Below are 17,324 nucleotides of genomic sequence, written 5' to 3'. Positions count from 1 at the left end.
GGGGCCATGAACGAGACACCGGTCAAGCAGCAGAACACGGGGGCTTACTACGGCCAGGCCGTTGCCTCCTTCGGCGTCGCCATGAGCGCGGTGGTCGTCGGCATCTACAACCTCGACGCGGACGCCTGGGTGCGCGCCTTCCTCGGCATCGCCGTCCTGTACCTGACCACCTCGGCCTTCACGCTGGCCAAGGTGGTCCGGGACCGGCAGGAGGCGGGCCAGATCGTCAGCAGGGTCGACCAGGCCCGGATGGAGAAGATCCTGGCGGAGTACGACCCCTTCCAGCCGAAGCCTTGACCGCAGCCGCCTAAGCGCTTGCTCACCCTCCGGTAAGCTGTTCCTTCCTACAGGGCGAAGAGGGTGAGCGGGCGATGGACAACGCGGAGGAGACGGCCGCCGGCGGTCAGCCGTGGTCGCAGGTCACCCCCGACGCCGCGCGGCGGCTGCTCGTCGCCGCCGTCGACGCCTTCGCCGAGCGCGGGTACCACGCGACCACCACGCGTGACATCGCAGGGCGGGCCGGGATGAGCCCGGCCGCGCTCTACATCCACTACAAGACCAAGGAAGAGCTGCTCCACCGGATCAGCCGGATCGGCCACGACAAGGCCCTGGAGATCCTGGAGACGGCGGCCTCCGCGCCCGGAACCGCGGCCGAACGGCTGGACGAAGCCGTCCGCTCCTTCGTGCGGTGGCACGCGGCACATCACACCACCGCGCGGGTGGTCCAGTACGAGCTCGATGCTCTCGCTTCGGAGCACCGCTCCGAAATCGTGGCACTGCGCCGGCAGAGCGACGCCGCCGTGCGCCGCATCCTCGCCGACGGGGTCGCGCAGGGTGAGTTCGACGTCCCGGACGTGCCCGGCACCACCCTGGCCGTACTGTCCCTGTGCATCGACGTGGCCCGCTGGTTCAACGTGGCCGGGCAGCGCACGCCCGACGAGGTCGGCACGCTCTACGCCGACCTCGTGCTCCGCATGGTGGGCTCGGGCCCGCGCCCTCGGACGTAGCCCGGACGCTCGGACGTTGCCCGGACGCAGCCCGGGCGCTCAGAAGTAGTACCGCGACACCGACTCCGCCACGCACACCGGCTTCTCGCCGCCCTCGCGCTCGACCGTGACCGTGGCCGTCACCTGCACACCGCCGCCCGCCTCCGTCACCTCCGTGATCACGGCGGTGGCGCGCAGCAGCGAGCCCACCGGCACCGGAGCGGGGAAACGCACCTTGTTCGTGCCGTAGTTGATGCCCATCTTCATGCCCTCGACCCGCATGATCTGCGGCACCAGGCTCGGCAGCAGCGACAGCGTGAGGTATCCGTGCGCAATGGTGGAACCGAAGGGTCCGGTCGCCGCCCGCTCCGGGTCCACGTGGATCCACTGGTGGTCGCCGGTGGCGTCCGCGAAGAGGTCGATCCGCTTCTGGTCCACCTCCAGCCAGTCGCTCGGGCCGAGCGGCTCGCCGACCCCGGCGCGCAGCTCCTCGGCGGACGTGAAGATCCTCGGCTCGGCCATACCGCTCCCTCTCCCTGGCAACGCCTGACGAATAAGCGCTTGCTCAGCATGGTGGGACCACATGTATCTGTCAACGGACTCCCGCACGTCCGACTAGGCTCGGCGCCGTGCCGCAGATTCCCGAGAAAGTCCACGAACTGACCGTCGGCCAGCTGTCCGCCCGCAGCGGCGCGGCCGTCTCCGCGCTCCACTTCTACGAGACCAAGGGCCTGATCAGCAGCAGTCGCACCTCCGGCAACCAGCGCCGCTACACCCGGGACGCGCTGCGCCGGGTGGCCTTCGTGCGCGCCGCCCAGCGCGTCGGCATCCCGCTCGCCAGCATCCGCGACGCACTCGCCCAGCTCCCCGAGGGCCGCACCCCCAACCGTGAGGACTGGGCCCGGCTCTCCGAGGCCTGGCGCGCCGAGCTCGACCAGCGCATCTCTCAACTGGGGCGTCTGCGCGACCACTTGACGGACTGCATCGCCTGCGGCTGCCTCTCGCTCGAGAACTGCGCGCTGTCCAACCCCGACGACGCCTTCGGCGCCCGCCTCACCGGCTCGCGCCTCTAGACCGTCTGCCGTCTCAGCGGCGCCGTCCGGTGCGGGCGCAGGCCGTCTGCTCGCGGGCCGCCGCCACCAGTTCGGCATTCGACCGGGCCGGGCGCCCGTCCGGCAGGTGCAGTACGTCGCCGACGCCGGTCCGCGCGCCCGCCCCGCACCGCGCGGCCAGCCGCAGGACCGGCCAGGCCGGCCGCCTCCCGCCCGTGCAGCAGTACCGCCACCGGCGGCAGCCGCCGCAGCTGCGCCACCAACCCCGGCTCGCCGGCCGCCAGTTCGGCGGCGAGGCGGACCCGCGCGGGCTCCCGTACCGGCCAGCCCGCGAAGCGCGCCAGCGGCTCCGGCCCGGCTTCGCCGCCCAGCGGAACCACCGCGTCCACCGCCACCCCCCGGGCCAGCAGGGCCTCAGCGAGCTCCGCGGCCCCCGGCTCCGCGAAACGCACCGTCGCCCGGTCGGGCAGCACCGTCCAGGACCGCACCCGCGCCAGGCGCCCCGCCGCACCGGGCTCGGCGGCCATGCTCGCGGGCACGCAGATCCGTACGCCGGTCCCCGCATCCCGCGGCGCATCCCGCAGTGCGTCCCGCAACGCCTCCAGCAGCGGCCCCACCACCCGCGCCGAGAGGCTCTCCCGTCCGCACGGCGTCCGCGGATGCACCAGAACCTCCCCGGCCCCGGCGGCAACCGCCCCGAGCGCCGCCTCCACCAGATCCCCGGGGGACATCGGCACGGCCGGCCCGTCGGCGGCGCTCCGAGCCCCGTTCAGCGAGACCAGCAGTCGCGGCGCACTCACGCGGCGGCCCCCGCCCCCGTACCCGCCCCCGTGCCCACCGCCGTCGAGTCGGTCAGCGCCGGCCTCGGCACGACGATCCCGCACCCCGCGCACAACGGCCCGTCCCAGGCCCACGCGCCCTCCCAGGCCCGGTGCCCCGAGACCGCCGCCGGCGGCCAGTGCAACTCCTGCTCCCCGCACACCGGACAGGCCGTCCCCGGCTCCGACTCCAGAGCCGTCACCAGTCTTCGCAGCACCTCGCCCAGCGTCCCCTCCGGCCGCACCCCCGGGTCCGCGCACCGCACCACCGCGTCCCCGCTGCCGCCCCACGCCCACTCCGGCCGCCGCAGCCCGTGGTGTTTCTCCCGCCGGCGCCGCTCCGCGAACTGGCGCTCGTACTCGAGCCAGACCGCCCGCGCCTCCTCCAGCTCCTCCAGCGCCGCGACCAGCCGCAGCGGATCGGCCCCCCGGTCCTCGGGGGCGATCCCGTGCCGGTCGCACAGGTGCCACCAGGTCGCCCGGTGCCCGTACGGGGCGAACCGCTCCAGGCAGCGGCGCAGCGAATGGCGTCGCAGGGCCCGGTCGTTGCGCGCGTCGCGCACCTGGTAGGCCAGACTTCGGAAACCCGCCATCACACCTTCACCTCCGCCGTGCGCCGCGCCCGCACCCTGTGGTGCACCCGATGTGCCCAACATGCCCTGCCCGGTGTGGGCGCATGCGGGGGCGGTCGAGGCGTGCGGGTGGCACATGGCCGGAATTCAGCGCCCCATGCGCCCCGCGGCAACCACCAGCCGGGCCAGCTCCTCGTGGCAGATGTCGCTGTGCGCCCCCGAGGGCGCGCCGCCGCGCCGGACGACGGAGCCCGCGTCCACGCTGACGCATCCGGCCTCAGGCAGCCCCCCGCGCAGCGCGGTGTCCAGGGTCAGCCGCGGCGCGCCCGGCACCGCCTGGACCCCGTCGTGCCCGATCGCGCCCCACCGTTCGTCGAAGCCGAGGAGACCGGCCGAATCACCCGCCATCCGGGAGGCCAGCGGGTAGAAGACCTTGAGCGCCGAGTCGTACGGGGAATGGCAGGCGGCCACCGGTCCGTCGACCCTGGCGGCCAGCCCGCGCAGGGCGCCCCCGCTGCCCCTGGCGTGCGGCAGGCTGTCGGCGAAAGCGTAGTGGGAGAAGGCGCCTTGGAGCAGGGTCAGGGATTTCACGTTCCGCGTCCCGTCCGGCACCGCGCGCAGAGAGAAGGACACCACGCGGGCGCCGAAGCTGTGCCCGATCAGATGGATCCGCAGGGCCGGGCGGCGGCCGGCCAGCTCCGCCAGCACCGGGCCGAGGCCGCGCTCGCCGACCACCCCGGCCCGCGCCTTCATCTCGTAGTAGGTCGCCTGGCGCAGCAGTTCCTTGGCGCCGTGCCACAGGGTCCGCAGACCGCCGCCGACCGAGAATCCCGCTGCGGCCGGGCCCTCGGGCAGGGCGGCGCCCGCTTCGGCCAGGGAGTCGGTGAGGGCCCGGCACACCTCCAGGACGTCCGCGGTGAAGATCATCGGGACCGTGGGGGCGACCGCCGTGGCGACCGCGTCCAGCCCGGCCAGCTCCCGTACCAGGGCGCCGAACTCGATGAAGGCCGCCACTGCCTCGGGCCGCTCCTCCAGCAGTTCGGCGACCCGGTCCAGCTCGGCCCGCCGGTGCGGCCAGAAGACCGCCAGTGCCCGTCGGGTACGAGGGTCCAGGGCGGGCCCGTGGCCCGGTTCGGCGAGTGAACCGGGGGAGTCGAAGTCCGGTATCGGCTCGTCGGAGAAGCGGATGGAGGGCCATATGACTCCCACGTACCCCAGCCGCACCCCCGAGCCCACCAGCCCCGGGAAGGGGGCGAAGAACCGGTCGAAGAGCCGCGTCGCGGTGGACCGGTCGCTGTTCCAGCCGTGCGCGAAGACCAGCAGATCGGTGGCCTCGACCCGCGAGAGCGCCTCCTGAGCGCCCGGGTCCGCGTCCCCGTCGGCATCGAAGACCAGCTCCGCGTACGGCGCGACCCCGACCCCGGCCCCGGCCTTGGCCCCGGCCCCGACCCCGGCCGCGACCCCGGCCGCGACCCCAGCTCCTGCTCCGTACCCCGTACCGATGTCCGCCATGACGTCCCCCTCCACGCTCACCGGCGTACGCCTCCAGCGCAGCCAGCATCCTGCTGCCGCGCCCGCTCGGCCAGACCCGCGGCGCGGTCGGTGGCGGAGCAAGTGGAGGAGGCCCGGCGGAAGAGGACCGGCTGAAGAAGCCCGTCAGGGGAGGGAGGTTCAGTAGAGGAGGTACCGCCCGCGCACCGCCTCGAACCGTGCCAGCCCCGCCGCCCAGTCGCCCGCGATCTCCTCCACCCCGGCCCCCGCGTCCACCATCAGCCGCACCCGGTCCGAGCCCGTCAGCCGGTCGATCCACCGGTCCGCGCGCCAGGCGAAGCCGCTCCACGTCCGCCGCGCGGTGACCAGCAGGCCGATGCCGGCCCGTACCGGGTCGAAGGCCTCCCGGTCGTGCACGATGAGCCGGACGCCGCCGCACACCTTCCCGGCGTACTTGGAGAACGTCGGCGTGAAGTACGCCTCCCGGAACCACACCCCGCCCAGCCCCAGCCCGTTCGCCGCCTCCGCCCACCGCCGGTCCAGGCCCTCCGCGCCCAGCACCTCGAAGGGCGTGGTCGTCCCGCGCCCCTCGGAGAGGTTGGTCCCCTCGAACAGGCAGGTCCCGGCGTACGCGAGGGCCGTGTCCGGGGTCGGCATGTTCGGGCTCGGCGGCACCCAGGGCAGCCCGGTCGCCCCGAAGAACGACTCCCGCCGCCAGCCGGACATCCGCACCACCCGCAGCCCCACCGGGCTCCCGGCCAGGAACTCCCCGTTGAAGAGCAGGGCCAGTTCGCCGGCCGTCATCCCGTGGGCGAGCGCGATGGGCTCCCGGCCCACGAAGCTCGCGTACGGGCGCTGCAGCACGGGCCCCGCGGCCCGCCGCCCGCCCACCGGGTTGGGCCGGTCCAGCACCACCACCGCCTTGCCGGCCAGGGCGGCCGCGCGCATGCAGTCGTAGAGGGTCCAGATGTAGGTGTAGAAGCGCGCCCCGACGTCCTGGACGTCGAAGACGACGGTGTCGATCCCGGCCGCCGTGAAGACGTCCGCGAGCCGCTGCCCGCTCTTGTCGTACGTGTCGTACACGGGCAGACCGGTCGCCGGGTCCCGCCCCGCGCCCTCCGAGCCGCCCGCCTGCGCCGTCCCGCGGAAGCCGTGCTCGGGCCCGAAGACCGCGACCAGGTCCACCCGCCGGTCCGCGTGCAGTACGTCGACGAGGTGGCGGGCGTCGGCCGTGATCCCGGTGGGGTTGGTGATGACCCCGATCCTCTGCCCGGCGAGTACGTCGTACCCGTCCTCCGCGAGCCGCTCGAACCCGGTGCGCACCCGGTCCTCGCCCGCCTCCGCCCCGGGCGCGGCGGCGCCGGCCGCCCCCAGTGCGCCCGCCGCCCCGGCCAGCCCCAGCAACCCCCGTCGCGACAGCGTCATCCCGCCAAGCTAGGTGCCGGACCCCTTCCGCAGCGACATACCGACTGGTTAGTCTGCCGTCCAGCAGCAGCCGGTGACGAGAGGTGTATCCCGTGAGCGCGTACCAGGACCAGCGAGTCGTCGTCACCGGCGCGGGAGGCGGGATCGGCGCCGCCCTCGCCCACCGCTTCGCAGCCGAGGGAGCCACCGTCGCGGTCAACGACCTCGACCCCGCCAAGGCCGCGGCCGTGGCGGACGCGATCGGCGCCCGGGCCGTCGCGGTGCCCGGCGACGCGTCGGCGATCGTGGACGGGGCCCGCGCGGCGCTGGGCGGCACGGTCGACGTCTACTGCGCCAACGCCGGACTCGCCTCCGGCGGCGACGCGTTCGCCGACGAGTCCGTGTGGGAAGCCGCCTGGGACGTCAACGTCATGGCGCACGTGCGCGCCGCCAGGCTGCTGCTGCCGGACTGGCTGGAGCGGGGGAGCGGCCGCTTCGTCTCCACCGTCTCGGCCGCCGGTCTGCTGACCATGATCGGAGCGGCGCCGTACAGTGTCACCAAGCACGGCGCGCTGGCCTTCGCGGAGTGGCTCTCGCTGACCTACCGCCACCGCGGGATCCAGGTCCACGCGATCTGCCCGCAGGGAGTGCGCACCGACATGCTCACCGCCGCGGGATCGGCGGGCGAGCTGGTCCTCGCGCCGACCGCGATCGAGCCCGAAACGGTCGCGTCCGCACTGTTCGACGGCATGGAGAAGGGCCGGTTCTTGATCCTCCCGCACCCCGAGGTCGCGGACTTCTACGCCGCCCGCGCGACCGAGCCGGACCGCTGGCTGAGCGGCATGAACCACCTCCAGCGGAAATGGGAGTCGCGTTGACGCGGTCGGCCCACTCCTGCGGCGGCTCCGATCCCCGGCCCTCCCCGTACGCCGCCAAGCCCTGGGCCGCCCTGCTCAGTGCGGCCCAGCGGGCGCCGATCTCGCCGCCGCCCAGCGTGCTGCACGCCTTCCGTGACGCGGTGGCCCGCGCCCCCGGACGCACCGCGCTGGCCTACTTCGACGGCCGGATCGGCTACGCCGAGGCCGACGCCCTCTCCGACTCCGTCGCCGGTCACCTCGCCGCGCGGGGCATCGGCCGGGGCGACCGGGTCGCGGTCATGCTCCAGAACACCCCGCACTTCGTCCTCGCCGTCCTGGCCGCCTGGAAGGCCGGGGCGGTCGTCGTCCCGCTCAACCCGATGTACAAGTCGCGCGAGGTCGGGCACATCCTGCGCGACTCGGGGGCCGCCGCGCTGGTCTGCGACGGCGGCGCGTGGGCGGCGTACCTGCGCGGGGCCGCCCGCGGCAGCGACGTACGGATCACGCTGACCGCCTGCGACCTGGACTTCCAGACGCGCGACGACGTACGGGTCCTCGCGCCCGGCGGTGAGCCACGGCCCGCACAGGCGCACGCGGACGCGGACGGGTACGCGGACGCCGACGACCTCACCGCCGTGGCCCGGGCGGGCCACCCCGCCCCGCCGGACCCGGAACCCACCGCGGCCGACACCGCCCTCATCAGCTACACCTCGGGAACCAGCGGCGCCCCCAAGGGCGCCATGAACCCGCACGGCGCCCTCACCCACAACGCCGCCCGGCAGGTCGCCGGGCACCCCCTGCCCGAGGGCGCCGCCTACTTCGCGCTCGCCCCGCTCTTCCACATCACCGGCATGGTCTGCGAGCTCGCCGCCTGCGTCGCCAACGCCGGCACCCTCGTCCTCGCCCACCGCTTCGAGGCGGGCGTCGTCCTCGACGCCTTCCTGGAACACCGCCCCGCCTACACCGTCGGCCCGGCCACCGCCTTCATGGCCCTCGCCGCGCACCCCGCCGTCACCCCCGACCACTTCGCCTCGTTCCAGGTGATCTCCTCCGGCGGCGCCCCGCTCCCGCCCGCGCTCGTGGAACGCCTGCGCTCCGCCTTCGGCTTCTACCTGCGCAACGGCTACGGCCTGACCGAGTGCACCGCCCCCTGCGCCTCGGTCCCCGCACACCGCGAGGCGCCGGTCGACCCCGTCTCCGGCACCCTCTCCGTGGGCCTGCCCGGCGCCGACACCCTGGTACGGATCCTCGACGAGGCCGGCGCCGAGGTTCCCCTCGGCGAGACCGGTGAGATAGCCGTCCGCGGCCCCCAGGTGGTCCCCGGCTACTGGGGCCTGCCGGCCGACACCGCCAAGGCCTTCCCGGACGGCGAACTGCGCACCGGGGACGTCGGGTTCATGGACGCGGACGGCTGGCTCTACGTCGTCGACCGCAAGAAGGACATGATCAACGCCTCGGGCTTCAAGGTCTGGCCGCGCGAGGTCGAGGACGTGCTCTACACCCACCCCGCCGTCCGCGAGGCGGCCGTGGTCGGGGTCCCCGACCCGTACCGCGGGGAGAGCGTGAAGGCGTACGTCAGCCTGCGCCCCGGGGCCAGCGCCGAGCCCGCGGAACTGTCCGCGTACTGCGCCGAGCGCATCGCCGCGTACAAATACCCGCGTCAGGTGGAGATCCTGCCTGTCCTTCCGAAGACGACCAGTGGCAAGATCCTGCGACGGGAACTGCGCGAGCGCGGCTGAAAACAGCCGCAGGCCGCACGGCGTCACGCAGGCACGTCCGCAAGAAGGAAGGGAAGGCGAGCGCCATGGCCGCCAAGACCAAGGAGCCCGAAGCCGCACACGAGGCACCGGTGCCGCAGCGGCTGCTGGCCGTCGCCACCAGGCTGTTCGCCGAGCGCGGCTACGACCGCACCTCGGTCCAGGAGATCGTCGAGGCGGCCGGGGTGACCAAGGGCGCGCTCTACCACTACTTCGGGTCCAAGGACGACCTCCTGCACGAGGTGTACGCGCGGATGCTGCGCCTCCAGCAGCAGCGGCTGGACGCGGTGGCCGAATCCGATGCACCCGTCGAGGAGCGGCTGCGCGCCGCGGCCGCCGACGTGGTCGTCACGACCATCGAGAACCTCGATGACGCGATGATCTTCTTCCGCTCGATGCACCAGCTGAGCCCGGAGAAGTTCAAGCAGGTGCGGGCGGAGCGCCGGCGCTACCACGAGCGCTTCCGGGCGCTGGTCGAGGAGGGTCAGCGCACCGGCGTCTTCTCGACGGCCACGCCGGCCGACCTGGTGGTGGACTACCACTTCGGGTCCGTCCACCACCTGTCCACCTGGTACCGGGAGGACGGCCCGCTCACCCCGCAGCAGGTCGCCGACCACCTCGCCGACCTGCTGCTGCGGGCGCTGCGCCCCTGAGGGCCCCGCCGGGGCGGTTCAGCCCAGCGGCAGGACCTTGCGGCCCCATGTCTCCTCGGTCACCACGGCGAAGGAGATGTACCAGGCGATGCCCGCGCACAGCAGGCCGAGGAAGCCGCCGGTGTGGGTCAGGGCGGTGGCCTCGGCCAGGTCACCGAGCGCGAGGAAGAGGAAGGTCAGGGTCAGCACGATGAACAGGGCCCGGTGCGCGAGGTCGAGGCGCAGCGCTGCGACGGACATGTACGCGGTGAAGATGAACCAGGCCACGAGGAACCAGCCGGTGGCGATGTGCGCCTGGTCGGCGGGCAGCGTGGGGACGACGAACTTCACGTAGCCGGCGAAGGCCATCCAGAACGCCCCGTACGAGACGAACGCGGTGGTCCCGAAGGTGTTGCCGCGGCGGAACTCCAGGATGCCCGCGACGAACTGCGCGAGCCCGCCGTAGAAGAGGGCCAGCGGCAGCACGACGGCGCTGAGGGCCGCGTTCGAGATCAGGCCCGAGTTGAAGAGGCTGAGCACGAAGGTGGTCAGGGCGAACGCGGCCAGACCGAGCGGCCCGGGGTTGGCGACCTTGGCGGCCGGGGCCTGCGGCTCGGTGGCGGGCGCGGTCACCGGCGCCGGGGCGGCCAGGGTGGAGCTAGGCATGACGATATGCACCTTCGGTGGGGGAGGTACCGAATATATCGGACCTTCGGGGTGGTTTAGACCACCCCGAAGTCCCCTCCCCGAGGCGTATCGCTGACGCCCAGGTGCGCGCGTCAGCGGTACCGCTTCAGCTCCCGGTGGGCCAGCGAGCGCTGGTGCACCTCGTCCGGGCCGTCCGCCAGCCGCAGCGTCCGCGCCGCCGCCCACAGCTCGGCCAGCGGGAAATCCTGGCTCACCCCGCCCGCGCCGTGCAGTTGCACGGCTTGGTCCAGGATCCCGACGACCGCCCGCGGGGTCGCGATCTTGATGGCCTGGATCTCGGTGTGCGCGCCCCGGTTCCCCACGGTGTCCATCAGCCAGGCCGTCTTCAGCACCAGCAGCCGCAGCTGCTCCACCGTGACCCGGGCGTCCGCGATCCAGTTCTGCACGACCCCCTGCGCGGCCAGTTCCTTGCCGAAGGCCGTACGTCCGATCGCGCGCCGGCACATCAGCTCGATGGCCCGCTCCGCCATGCCGATCAGCCGCATGCAGTGGTGGATCCGGCCCGGCCCCAGGCGCGCCTGGGCGATGGCGAAGCCGGTGCCCTCCTCGCCGATCAGGTTCCCCGCCGGGACCCGGGCCCCGTCGAAGACCACCTCGGCGTGGCCGCCGTGGTCGTGGTCCTCGTACCCGTACACCGTCATCGCCCGGCGCACCTCCACGCCCGGGGTGTCGCGGGGGACCAGGATCATCGACTGCTGGCGGCGCGGGTCGGCGCCGTCCGGGTCGGTCTTGCCCATCACGATGAAGATCTTGCAGTCCGGGTTCATGGCCCCGGAGATGAACCACTTGCGGCCGGTGACCACGTACTCGTCGCCCGCGCGCTCGATCCGCGTCTCGATGTTCGTCGCGTCCGAGGAAGCCACCTCGGGCTCGGTCATCGCGAAGGCCGAACGGATCTCGCCCGCCAGTAGCGGGTGCAGCCACTGCTTCTTCTGCTCCTCGTCCGCGAACTGGGCGAGCAGCTCCATGTTCCCCGTGTCCGGGGCCGCGCAGTTGGTGGCCGTCGGTGCCAGGTGCGGGCTGCGGCCGGTGATCTCGGCGAGCGGGGCGTACTGCAGATTGGTCAGCCCGGCGCCGTACTCCGCGTCCGGCAAGAAGAGGTTCCACAGGCCCTGGCGGCGCGCTTCGGCCTTCAGTTCACCGAAGACGGCCGGGGTGTCCCAGGGCGAGGCCAGCCGTGCGCGCTGCTCGGCGGCGACGGGTTCCGCCGGGTAGACGTACTCCTCCATGAACGCGAGGAGCCGCTCGCGGAGTTCCTCGGTCCGGGCGTCGAATGCGAAGTCCATGGGTGGCTGCCTCAGTTTTCCTGGAGTCCTTGGCGTTCATGAAGAGTGGTCAGACCGTGCTCGATGAAGACCGGCACCAGCTCGCCGATCCGGTCGAAGCCGGCCCCGACGGTCTGCCCGAGCGTGTACCGGTAGTGGATTCCTTCGAGGATCACGGCGAGCTTGAACCAGGCGAAGGCCGTGTACCAGGCGATCGACGAGGTGTCCCGGCCGGATCGGGCGGCGTAGCGCTCGATCAGCTCCGCGGGCGCCGGGTGCCCCGGGGCTCCGCTCGTCGTGCTGACCGGGGAGTCCTTCAGCCCCAGGTCGGAGCTGTACATCACGAGCAGCCCGAGGTCCGTCAGCGGATCGCCGAGCGTGGACATCTCCCAGTCCAGCACCGCACGGATGGTGTCGGTACCGGACGGGGACGCGCCGATCAGCACGTTGTCGAGCCGGAAGTCCCCGTGCACCACGGTGGGGGCGGGGGAGTCGGGCAGCGCCCGGCCGAGCGCGCCGTGCAGCTCGTCGACGCCCGCCAGCTCCCGGCCCCGGGAGGCCGCGAGCTGCTTGCCCCAGCGGCGCAGCTGCCGGTCCAGGAAGCCCTCGGGCCGTCCGAAGTCGCCCAGGCCCACAGCCCGCGGGTCCACCGCGTGCAGCTCGACCAGCGTGTCCACCAGGCCCAGCACGGCCCGCCGGGTGCGCTCGGGGCCGAGGGCCGCGAGCTGCCCGGCCGTCCGGTACGGCACCCCGTCCACGTACTCCATGACGTAGAACGGCGCCCCGAGCACCGCCTCGTCCTCGCACAGCAGGATCGGCTCGGGCACCGGCACGGCGGTGCCGTGCAGCGCCTCGATCACCCGGTGCTCGCGCCGCATGTCGTGCGCGGTGGCCAGCACGTGGCCGAGCGGGGGCCGGCGCACCACCCAGCGGGCGGCGCCGTCGGTGATCTCGTACGTGAGGTTCGAGCGGCCGCCCTCGATCAGCCGGCCGCTCAGTGCCCCGGCCACGAGTCCCGGCCGCGCGGCGTCGAGATGGCCGCGCAGCCGCTCCAGATCGAGTCCCCGCGGATCGTCCGGGGCTGAGGTCATGGTGGGCGCCTCCGTACTGAGTCGATGGTGTCTGGGGCCATCATGCCGACCAGTCGGTATGCCGTCCAGAGTGCGGACCGAAAGAAACTCTTCCGACCCGCCCACCAGGACGGAGACCGCCTAGGCGTGGCAGAGGATCGGCGTCCCGCCGTTCATCACCGTCATGTCCCGCAGCACCGTCAGGATGTCCAGCGGCGCACCCTCCGGCTCACCGGCGAGCTCCGCGTACGCCCGGTGGAGGTTGGCCACCAGCCGCTCGCTCTCCCGCCAGGCGGCGAACTCGCCGAGGTCGGCCTGCTGCGCCACCTCCAGTGCGCTCCGCCCCTTCGCGCGGCCCTCCCGGGCGAGTTCGGCCACGTACCGCAGATAGCGCTCGGTGGACTCGTACGCCGAGGGGTCGGTCAGCGGCCCGTGCCCCGGTACGACGGTCTGCGCGCCGAGCGAGCGCAGCAGCTCCAGCGCCCGCAGCGACCCGGCCAGCGAGCCCATCGCGAGGAACGGCGTGCCCCCGGCGAAGACCAGGTCCCCGGTGAACACGACCCCCTGGCGGGGCAGCCACACGATCGAGTCCCCGGTGGTGTGGGCCACGCCGGGGTGGATGACCCGGACCTCCGTCTCCCCGACGTGCAAGGTCATCCGGTCGCTGTAGGTGAGGGTCGGGGGCGTTATCTCTATCGCGCCGAAGTCGGTGGCGGGCCAGATCATCTCCAGCTGGTGCCCGGCGGTGAGCTGCTCGGCCCGCGCGTTGTCGTGCCCGAGGATCAGCGCCTCGGGGGCGAAGACGCCGTTGCCGTAGGTGTGGTCGCCGTGGTGGTGGGTGTTGACCACGGTGCGGGGCAGCGCCGCCCCGGCGGCGACGACCGCCTCGCGCAGCGCCAGCGCCCGCCGCTGGGTGGCGGCGGTGTCGACGAGCAGCGTCCGCCCCCCGTCGCTGACGAAGCCGGCGTTGTTGAGGCACCAGCCGCCGTCCGGCTGGACGTAGGCGTAGACCCCGTCCGCGGGCTGGACGAGGTACGGGTCGTCGATGGGCATCTGCGCTCTCCCCGGGTCGCTTTGACAGGTGATCGGCATCCTGCCAGTCGCGGCGGCCCCGGGGGAGGAGGGGCGGTCGAGCGGAGCCCGCTCAGTCAGTCAGTCGGCCGGTCGGCCAGTCGGCCGGTCAGTCGGTCCGTCGGCCAGTCGGTCAGCCGGGCGATCAGTGGTCGTCGTAGTGCCCGTCGTGCGCCGCGTGCCGGTGCCCGTCGTGCGCGTAGTCGACGTGGTCGCCGTGCCGGACCGCCTCGTGTCCGCAGTCCGGGCCGTGTGCGTGCTCGTGGCCTTCGTGGGCGGTGTGCCCTTGCGGCTCGCACTCGTCCCAGTGCCCCGAGTGCTCGCGGTGCAGATGGCCGTCGTGCGCGTAGTCGACGTGATCGCCGTGCTCGACCGGGGCGTGACCGCAGTCCGGGCCGTGCGCGTGCTCGTGCGTGGGGTGTTCGTGGTGCAGGGTCGTCATGGCGCCGAGGCTAGTGCGAATTGCCCCGTATCGCCGGTTGTGTCCTCCACGTGTTCCGGTCGTGTCGCTCAGACGATGAGCGTCATCGCGGCCATCGCCAACGCCACCGTGCAGGCCACCGCCGCCAGGGCCGCCCGCGGCGCCAGTGCCGGGGGCCGGTCGGCCGCCAGCGCCCCCATCCGCCGGTGCGCCACCCCCAGGAAGGCCAGCCAGAGCAGGGCGATGCCCGCCGCCCCGATGATCTCCACCCCGGAACCGGACCCGCGCAGCACCTGCCGCAGCGCCAGTACGGCCGTGACCGAACAGGAGAGCGTCGTACGCCGCCACGCGAGCCGGGTCCGCTCCGGCTGCAGCCCGGCATCGCGGTGCGCCGTGCCGGAAGGGCTCACCGCTCCGTCGTCCAGCCCAGCAGCACGACGACCACCATCGCCACCGCGACCAGCCCCACCCCCAGGCTCAGCACCACCGGGAACCGGGACATCGGCAGGTCCTCGCCCCGCCGCATCGCCCGCTCGCAGTGCACCCAGTGGTTCACCGCCCGCAGCGCACAGGCCGCGCCCACCGCGAGCAGCGCGAGGGCCATCGAGACCCGCACCCCCCACCGCAGGTCCGGCAGGAACTGGTCCACCGCGAAACCGCCGCCCACCAGGGCGAGCGCGGTCCGGATCCAGGCCAGGAAGGTCCGCTCGTTGGCCAGCGAGAAACGGTAGTCGGGGGTCTCGCCCTCGTCCCGCACCCGCTGCGGTGCGAACCAGAGCCGCACGTCCTTGACGAAGTCGATCACCCGGACAATCTACTGGCGCGGCTCCAGGAACCCTTGCAGCCGCCGGTGGGCCTCCAGCCCGTCGGGCACCCACGCCCACTGCCCGTCGGCCACCCGCCGCTCCAGCTCATCGGCGCGGAGCCAGTCGTGCCACGCCACCTCCGAGGCCTGCGGGTGGACGGGCAGCTCGCAGCGCACCTCGTGGACGTACGACCACCAGGCCCCGCCCGGGCCCTCGTACAGGAACTTGAAGAGCGGCTCCGGCTGCGCCAGCCCCGTCACCCCCAGCTCCTCCTCGGCCTCCCGCAGCGCGGCCCGCGCGTAGTCCTCCCCGGCGCCCAGCACCCCGCCCACGAACATGTCGTAGTGCGAGGGGAAGACCAGCTTCGAGGCCGTCCTGCGATGGACGAAGATCCGCCCGGCGGCGTCCCTGACCCGCACGAACGCGCACCGGTGGATCAGCCCGCGCGCGTACACCTCGCCCCGCGGCGCCTGCCCCGTCACCCGGTCGGCCCGGTCCACCACGTCCAGTACTTCATCAGCGGCACTCACGCGGTTCATCCCATCACCCCTGTTGACGGGTTACCGGTCCGTAGCCAAGGATCGCCCCACCATCGACGGAGGACGGGTTTCGCATGACGTACGACGCAGACGTGATCGTGATCGGGGCGGGGCTCGCGGGCCTCGTGGCCACCGCCGAGCTCGTCGACGCCGGCCGCAAGGTCATCCTGCTCGACCAGGAGCCCGAGCAGTCCATCGGGGGCCAGGCGCACTGGTCCTTCGGCGGCCTGTTCTTCGTCGACTCGCCCGAGCAGCGCCGGATGCGGATCAAGGACAGCCACGACCTCGCCCTCCAGGACTGGCTGGGCACGGCCGGCTTCGACCGCGCCGAGGACGCCTGGCCGCGCCGCTGGGCCGAGGCGTACGTCGACTTCGCGGCGGGCGAGAAACGCCCCTGGCTGCACGCCCAGGGCGTCCGCTTCTTCCCCGTCGTCGGCTGGGCCGAGCGCGGAGGCTACGACGCGAACGGCCACGGCAACTCCGTACCCCGCTTCCACATCACCTGGGGCACCGGCCCCGGCCTGGTGGAGCCCTTCGAGCGGCGGGTCCGCGCCGGCGTGGCCCGCGGCCTGGTCCAGCTGCGCTTCCGCCACCGGGTCACCGGCCTCTCCCGGACGGCCGGCGCGGTGGACACGGTCACGGGCGAGGTTCTGGAGCCCTCCGACGCCGTACGGGGAACCGCGAGCGGCCGCGAGAGCGCCGGGGCCTTCTCCCTGCGGGCCCAGGCCGTGATCGTGACCAGCGGCGGCATCGGCGGCAACCACGACCTCGTGCGCGGCCAGTGGCCGGCCCGGCTCGGCACCCCGCCGCGGCGGATGCTCTCCGGGGTCCCGGCGCACGTCGACGGCCTGATGCTGGGCATCGCCGAGGCGGCGGGCGCCAGCCACATCAACAAGGACCGGATGTGGCACTACACCGAGGGCATCGAGAACTGGAACCCGATCTGGGCCAGGCACGGCATCCGCATCCTGCCCGGCCCTTCCTCGCTCTGGCTGGACGCGACCGGCCGACGGCTGCCCGTACCGCTCTTCCCGGGCTTCGACACCCTCGGCACCCTCGACCACATCATGAAGACCGGCCACGACCACACCTGGTTCGTCCTCAACCAGCGCATCATCGGCAAGGAGTTCGGCCTCTCCGGCTCCGAGCAGAACCCCGACCTCACCGGCAAGTCGGTCCGCGACGTCATCGACCGCGCACGACAGGCCGTACCGGGCCCGGTGAAGGCCTTCATGGACAACGGCGCGGACTTCGTCGTCGAGCGGGACCTGTCCACACTCGTCCGCCGGATGAACGAGATCACCAAGGAGGACCTGCTCGACGAGGAGACGGTGCGCCGGGAGATCGTGTCCCGGGACCGGGAGATCGCCAATCCGTTCACCAAGGACCTCCAGGTGACGGCGATCCACGGCGCCCGCAAGTACCTCGGCGACCGGCTGATCCGCACCGCGGCCCCGCACCGGATCCTGGACCCCAAGGCCGGCCCGCTGATAGCGGTGCGGCTCTCGATCCTGACCCGCAAGTCCCTGGGCGGGCTGGAGACGGACCTGTCCTCGCGCGTCCTGGCCGCGGACGGCGAGCCGCTGCCCGGTGTGTACGCGGCGGGCGAGGCGGCCGGCTTCGGCGGCGGCGGCGTGCACGGCTACCGGGCCCTGGAGGGCACCTTCCTCGGCGGCTGCATCTTCTCGGGCCGGGCGGCCGGGCGCGCGGCGGCGAAGGCGGTCGGCTGACGGTACGCGGGGTCCGCGCGGGCAGCCCCCACGGCCGGGGCCGCCCCCGCGGGGCCGCCCCTCCACCGGCCGCGGGCAGCGGCAAGCCCCCCCCCCGCAGGTCGCCCCCCGGCCCCGGCAACCCGAACAACCCCCACAAAACGGC

General features: G+C 73.4%; 20 protein-coding genes and 1 pseudogene. 7 read left to right on the top strand and 14 right to left on the bottom strand.

Annotated elements, in window-relative coordinates:
- The first annotated feature begins 6 nt into the window (after window positions 1–6).
- Window positions 7–297 (top strand): YiaA/YiaB family inner membrane protein, encoded by a 291-nt coding sequence (locus ACFWB8_RS09905; protein WP_385224060.1) that lies wholly within the window; start codon window positions 7–9, stop codon window positions 295–297.
- Between the two features lie 74 nt (window positions 298–371).
- The gene (locus ACFWB8_RS09900; protein WP_385224058.1) at window positions 372–1,007 is read left to right on the top strand and encodes a TetR/AcrR family transcriptional regulator; all 636 of its coding nucleotides are present in this window, start codon (window positions 372–374) and stop codon (window positions 1,005–1,007) included.
- Between the two features lie 39 nt (window positions 1,008–1,046).
- On the opposite strand, the gene ACFWB8_RS09895 is transcribed toward ACFWB8_RS09900, so the two are convergent.
- Window positions 1,047–1,508 carry a MaoC family dehydratase gene (locus tag ACFWB8_RS09895; protein WP_385224056.1) on the bottom strand — a complete coding sequence of 154 codons (462 nt, stop codon included), beginning with the start codon at window positions 1,506–1,508 and terminating at the stop codon, window positions 1,047–1,049.
- Window positions 1,509–1,615: 107 nt separating this feature from the next.
- Here ACFWB8_RS09895 and soxR point away from each other — a divergent pair, with 107 nt between their 5' ends.
- On the top strand, window positions 1,616–2,059 hold the full coding sequence (gene soxR, locus ACFWB8_RS09890) for a redox-sensitive transcriptional activator SoxR (RefSeq protein ID WP_385224054.1): 444 nt from the start codon (window positions 1,616–1,618) through the stop codon (window positions 2,057–2,059).
- 13 nt (window positions 2,060–2,072) lie between these two features.
- Here soxR and ACFWB8_RS09885 read toward each other — a convergent pair whose 3' ends face one another.
- The 5 genes and pseudogenes from ACFWB8_RS09885 to ACFWB8_RS09865 form a co-directional block, all read right to left on the bottom strand.
- Window positions 2,073–2,603, bottom strand: a complete 531-nt coding sequence (locus ACFWB8_RS09885; RefSeq protein WP_385224194.1) for a 3-keto-5-aminohexanoate cleavage protein — start codon at window positions 2,601–2,603, stop codon at window positions 2,073–2,075.
- Window positions 2,548–2,769 (bottom strand): annotated as a pseudogene (locus tag ACFWB8_RS09880) (hypothetical protein); the annotation flags it as partial. The gene ACFWB8_RS09885 and the pseudogene ACFWB8_RS09880, both read right to left, overlap by 56 nt.
- A gap of 65 nt (window positions 2,770–2,834) precedes the next feature.
- Window positions 2,835–3,449 (bottom strand): hypothetical protein, encoded by a 615-nt coding sequence (locus ACFWB8_RS09875; protein ID WP_385224052.1) that lies wholly within the window; start codon window positions 3,447–3,449, stop codon window positions 2,835–2,837.
- A gap of 126 nt (window positions 3,450–3,575) precedes the next feature.
- Complete coding sequence (locus ACFWB8_RS09870; RefSeq protein WP_385224192.1) at window positions 3,576–4,955, bottom strand: serine-threonine protein kinase; 1,380 nt, start codon at window positions 4,953–4,955, stop codon at window positions 3,576–3,578.
- A 144-nt stretch (window positions 4,956–5,099) separates the two neighbouring features.
- Window positions 5,100–6,344, bottom strand: coding sequence for an exo-beta-N-acetylmuramidase NamZ domain-containing protein (locus ACFWB8_RS09865; RefSeq protein WP_385224050.1), 1,245 nt, complete (start codon window positions 6,342–6,344; stop codon window positions 5,100–5,102).
- 83 nt (window positions 6,345–6,427) lie between these two features.
- Here ACFWB8_RS09865 and ACFWB8_RS09860 point away from each other — a divergent pair, with 83 nt between their 5' ends.
- The 3 genes from ACFWB8_RS09860 (at window position 6,428) to ACFWB8_RS09850 (ending at window position 9,590) form a co-directional block, all read left to right on the top strand.
- Window positions 6,428–7,201: an SDR family oxidoreductase gene (locus ACFWB8_RS09860; protein ID WP_385224048.1), complete on the top strand. Its 774-nt coding sequence runs from the start codon at window positions 6,428–6,430 to the stop codon at window positions 7,199–7,201.
- The gene (locus ACFWB8_RS09855) at window positions 7,198–8,919 is read left to right on the top strand and encodes an AMP-binding protein (RefSeq protein WP_385224046.1); all 1,722 of its coding nucleotides are present in this window, start codon (window positions 7,198–7,200) and stop codon (window positions 8,917–8,919) included. Before ACFWB8_RS09860 ends, ACFWB8_RS09855 begins: the two co-directional genes overlap by 4 nt.
- A 65-nt stretch (window positions 8,920–8,984) precedes the next feature.
- Entirely contained in the window at window positions 8,985–9,590 is a 606-nt protein-coding gene (locus ACFWB8_RS09850) for a TetR/AcrR family transcriptional regulator (RefSeq protein WP_385224044.1), read from the top strand.
- An 18-nt stretch (window positions 9,591–9,608) separates the two neighbouring features.
- On the opposite strand, the gene ACFWB8_RS09845 is transcribed toward ACFWB8_RS09850, so the two are convergent.
- From ACFWB8_RS09845 to ACFWB8_RS09810, 8 genes are all read right to left on the bottom strand, one after another.
- Entirely contained in the window at window positions 9,609–10,235 is a 627-nt protein-coding gene (locus tag ACFWB8_RS09845) for an acetate uptake transporter (RefSeq protein ID WP_385224042.1), read from the bottom strand.
- Between the two features lie 113 nt (window positions 10,236–10,348).
- Window positions 10,349–11,563 (bottom strand): acyl-CoA dehydrogenase family protein, encoded by a 1,215-nt coding sequence (locus tag ACFWB8_RS09840; protein WP_385224040.1) that lies wholly within the window; start codon window positions 11,561–11,563, stop codon window positions 10,349–10,351.
- 11 nt (window positions 11,564–11,574) lie between these two features.
- Window positions 11,575–12,633, bottom strand: coding sequence for a phosphotransferase family protein (locus ACFWB8_RS09835; RefSeq protein ID WP_385224038.1), 1,059 nt, complete (start codon window positions 12,631–12,633; stop codon window positions 11,575–11,577).
- Window positions 12,634–12,753: 120 nt separating this feature from the next.
- Window positions 12,754–13,665 (bottom strand): MBL fold metallo-hydrolase, encoded by a 912-nt coding sequence (locus ACFWB8_RS09830; RefSeq protein ID WP_385224036.1) that lies wholly within the window; start codon window positions 13,663–13,665, stop codon window positions 12,754–12,756.
- Window positions 13,666–13,828: 163 nt separating this feature from the next.
- Entirely contained in the window at window positions 13,829–14,125 is a 297-nt protein-coding gene (locus ACFWB8_RS09825; protein WP_385224034.1) for a hypothetical protein, read from the bottom strand.
- Window positions 14,126–14,193: 68 nt separating this feature from the next.
- The gene (locus ACFWB8_RS09820) at window positions 14,194–14,514 is read right to left on the bottom strand and encodes a DUF202 domain-containing protein (protein WP_385224032.1); all 321 of its coding nucleotides are present in this window, start codon (window positions 14,512–14,514) and stop codon (window positions 14,194–14,196) included.
- Window positions 14,511–14,909: a YidH family protein gene (locus ACFWB8_RS09815; RefSeq protein ID WP_385224030.1), complete on the bottom strand. Its 399-nt coding sequence runs from the start codon at window positions 14,907–14,909 to the stop codon at window positions 14,511–14,513. The genes ACFWB8_RS09820 and ACFWB8_RS09815 overlap by 4 nt, the downstream gene beginning before the upstream one ends.
- Before the next feature lie 9 nt (window positions 14,910–14,918).
- Window positions 14,919–15,449: an NUDIX hydrolase gene (locus tag ACFWB8_RS09810; protein WP_385224028.1), complete on the bottom strand. Its 531-nt coding sequence runs from the start codon at window positions 15,447–15,449 to the stop codon at window positions 14,919–14,921.
- Window positions 15,450–15,523: 74 nt separating this feature from the next.
- Between ACFWB8_RS09810 and ACFWB8_RS09805 the strand changes: the two genes are divergently transcribed.
- Window positions 15,524–17,179 carry an FAD-binding dehydrogenase gene (locus ACFWB8_RS09805; protein ID WP_385224026.1) on the top strand — a complete coding sequence of 552 codons (1,656 nt, stop codon included), beginning with the start codon at window positions 15,524–15,526 and terminating at the stop codon, window positions 17,177–17,179.
- The last annotated feature ends 145 nt before the right edge of the window (window positions 17,180–17,324 follow it).

Origin of the sequence: Streptomyces sp. NPDC060031 (assembly GCF_042736805.1) — a bacterium.
GTDB lineage: Bacteria > Actinomycetota > Actinomycetes > Streptomycetales > Streptomycetaceae > Streptomyces.
This window is presented reverse-complemented; position numbering and strand designations above follow the sequence as displayed.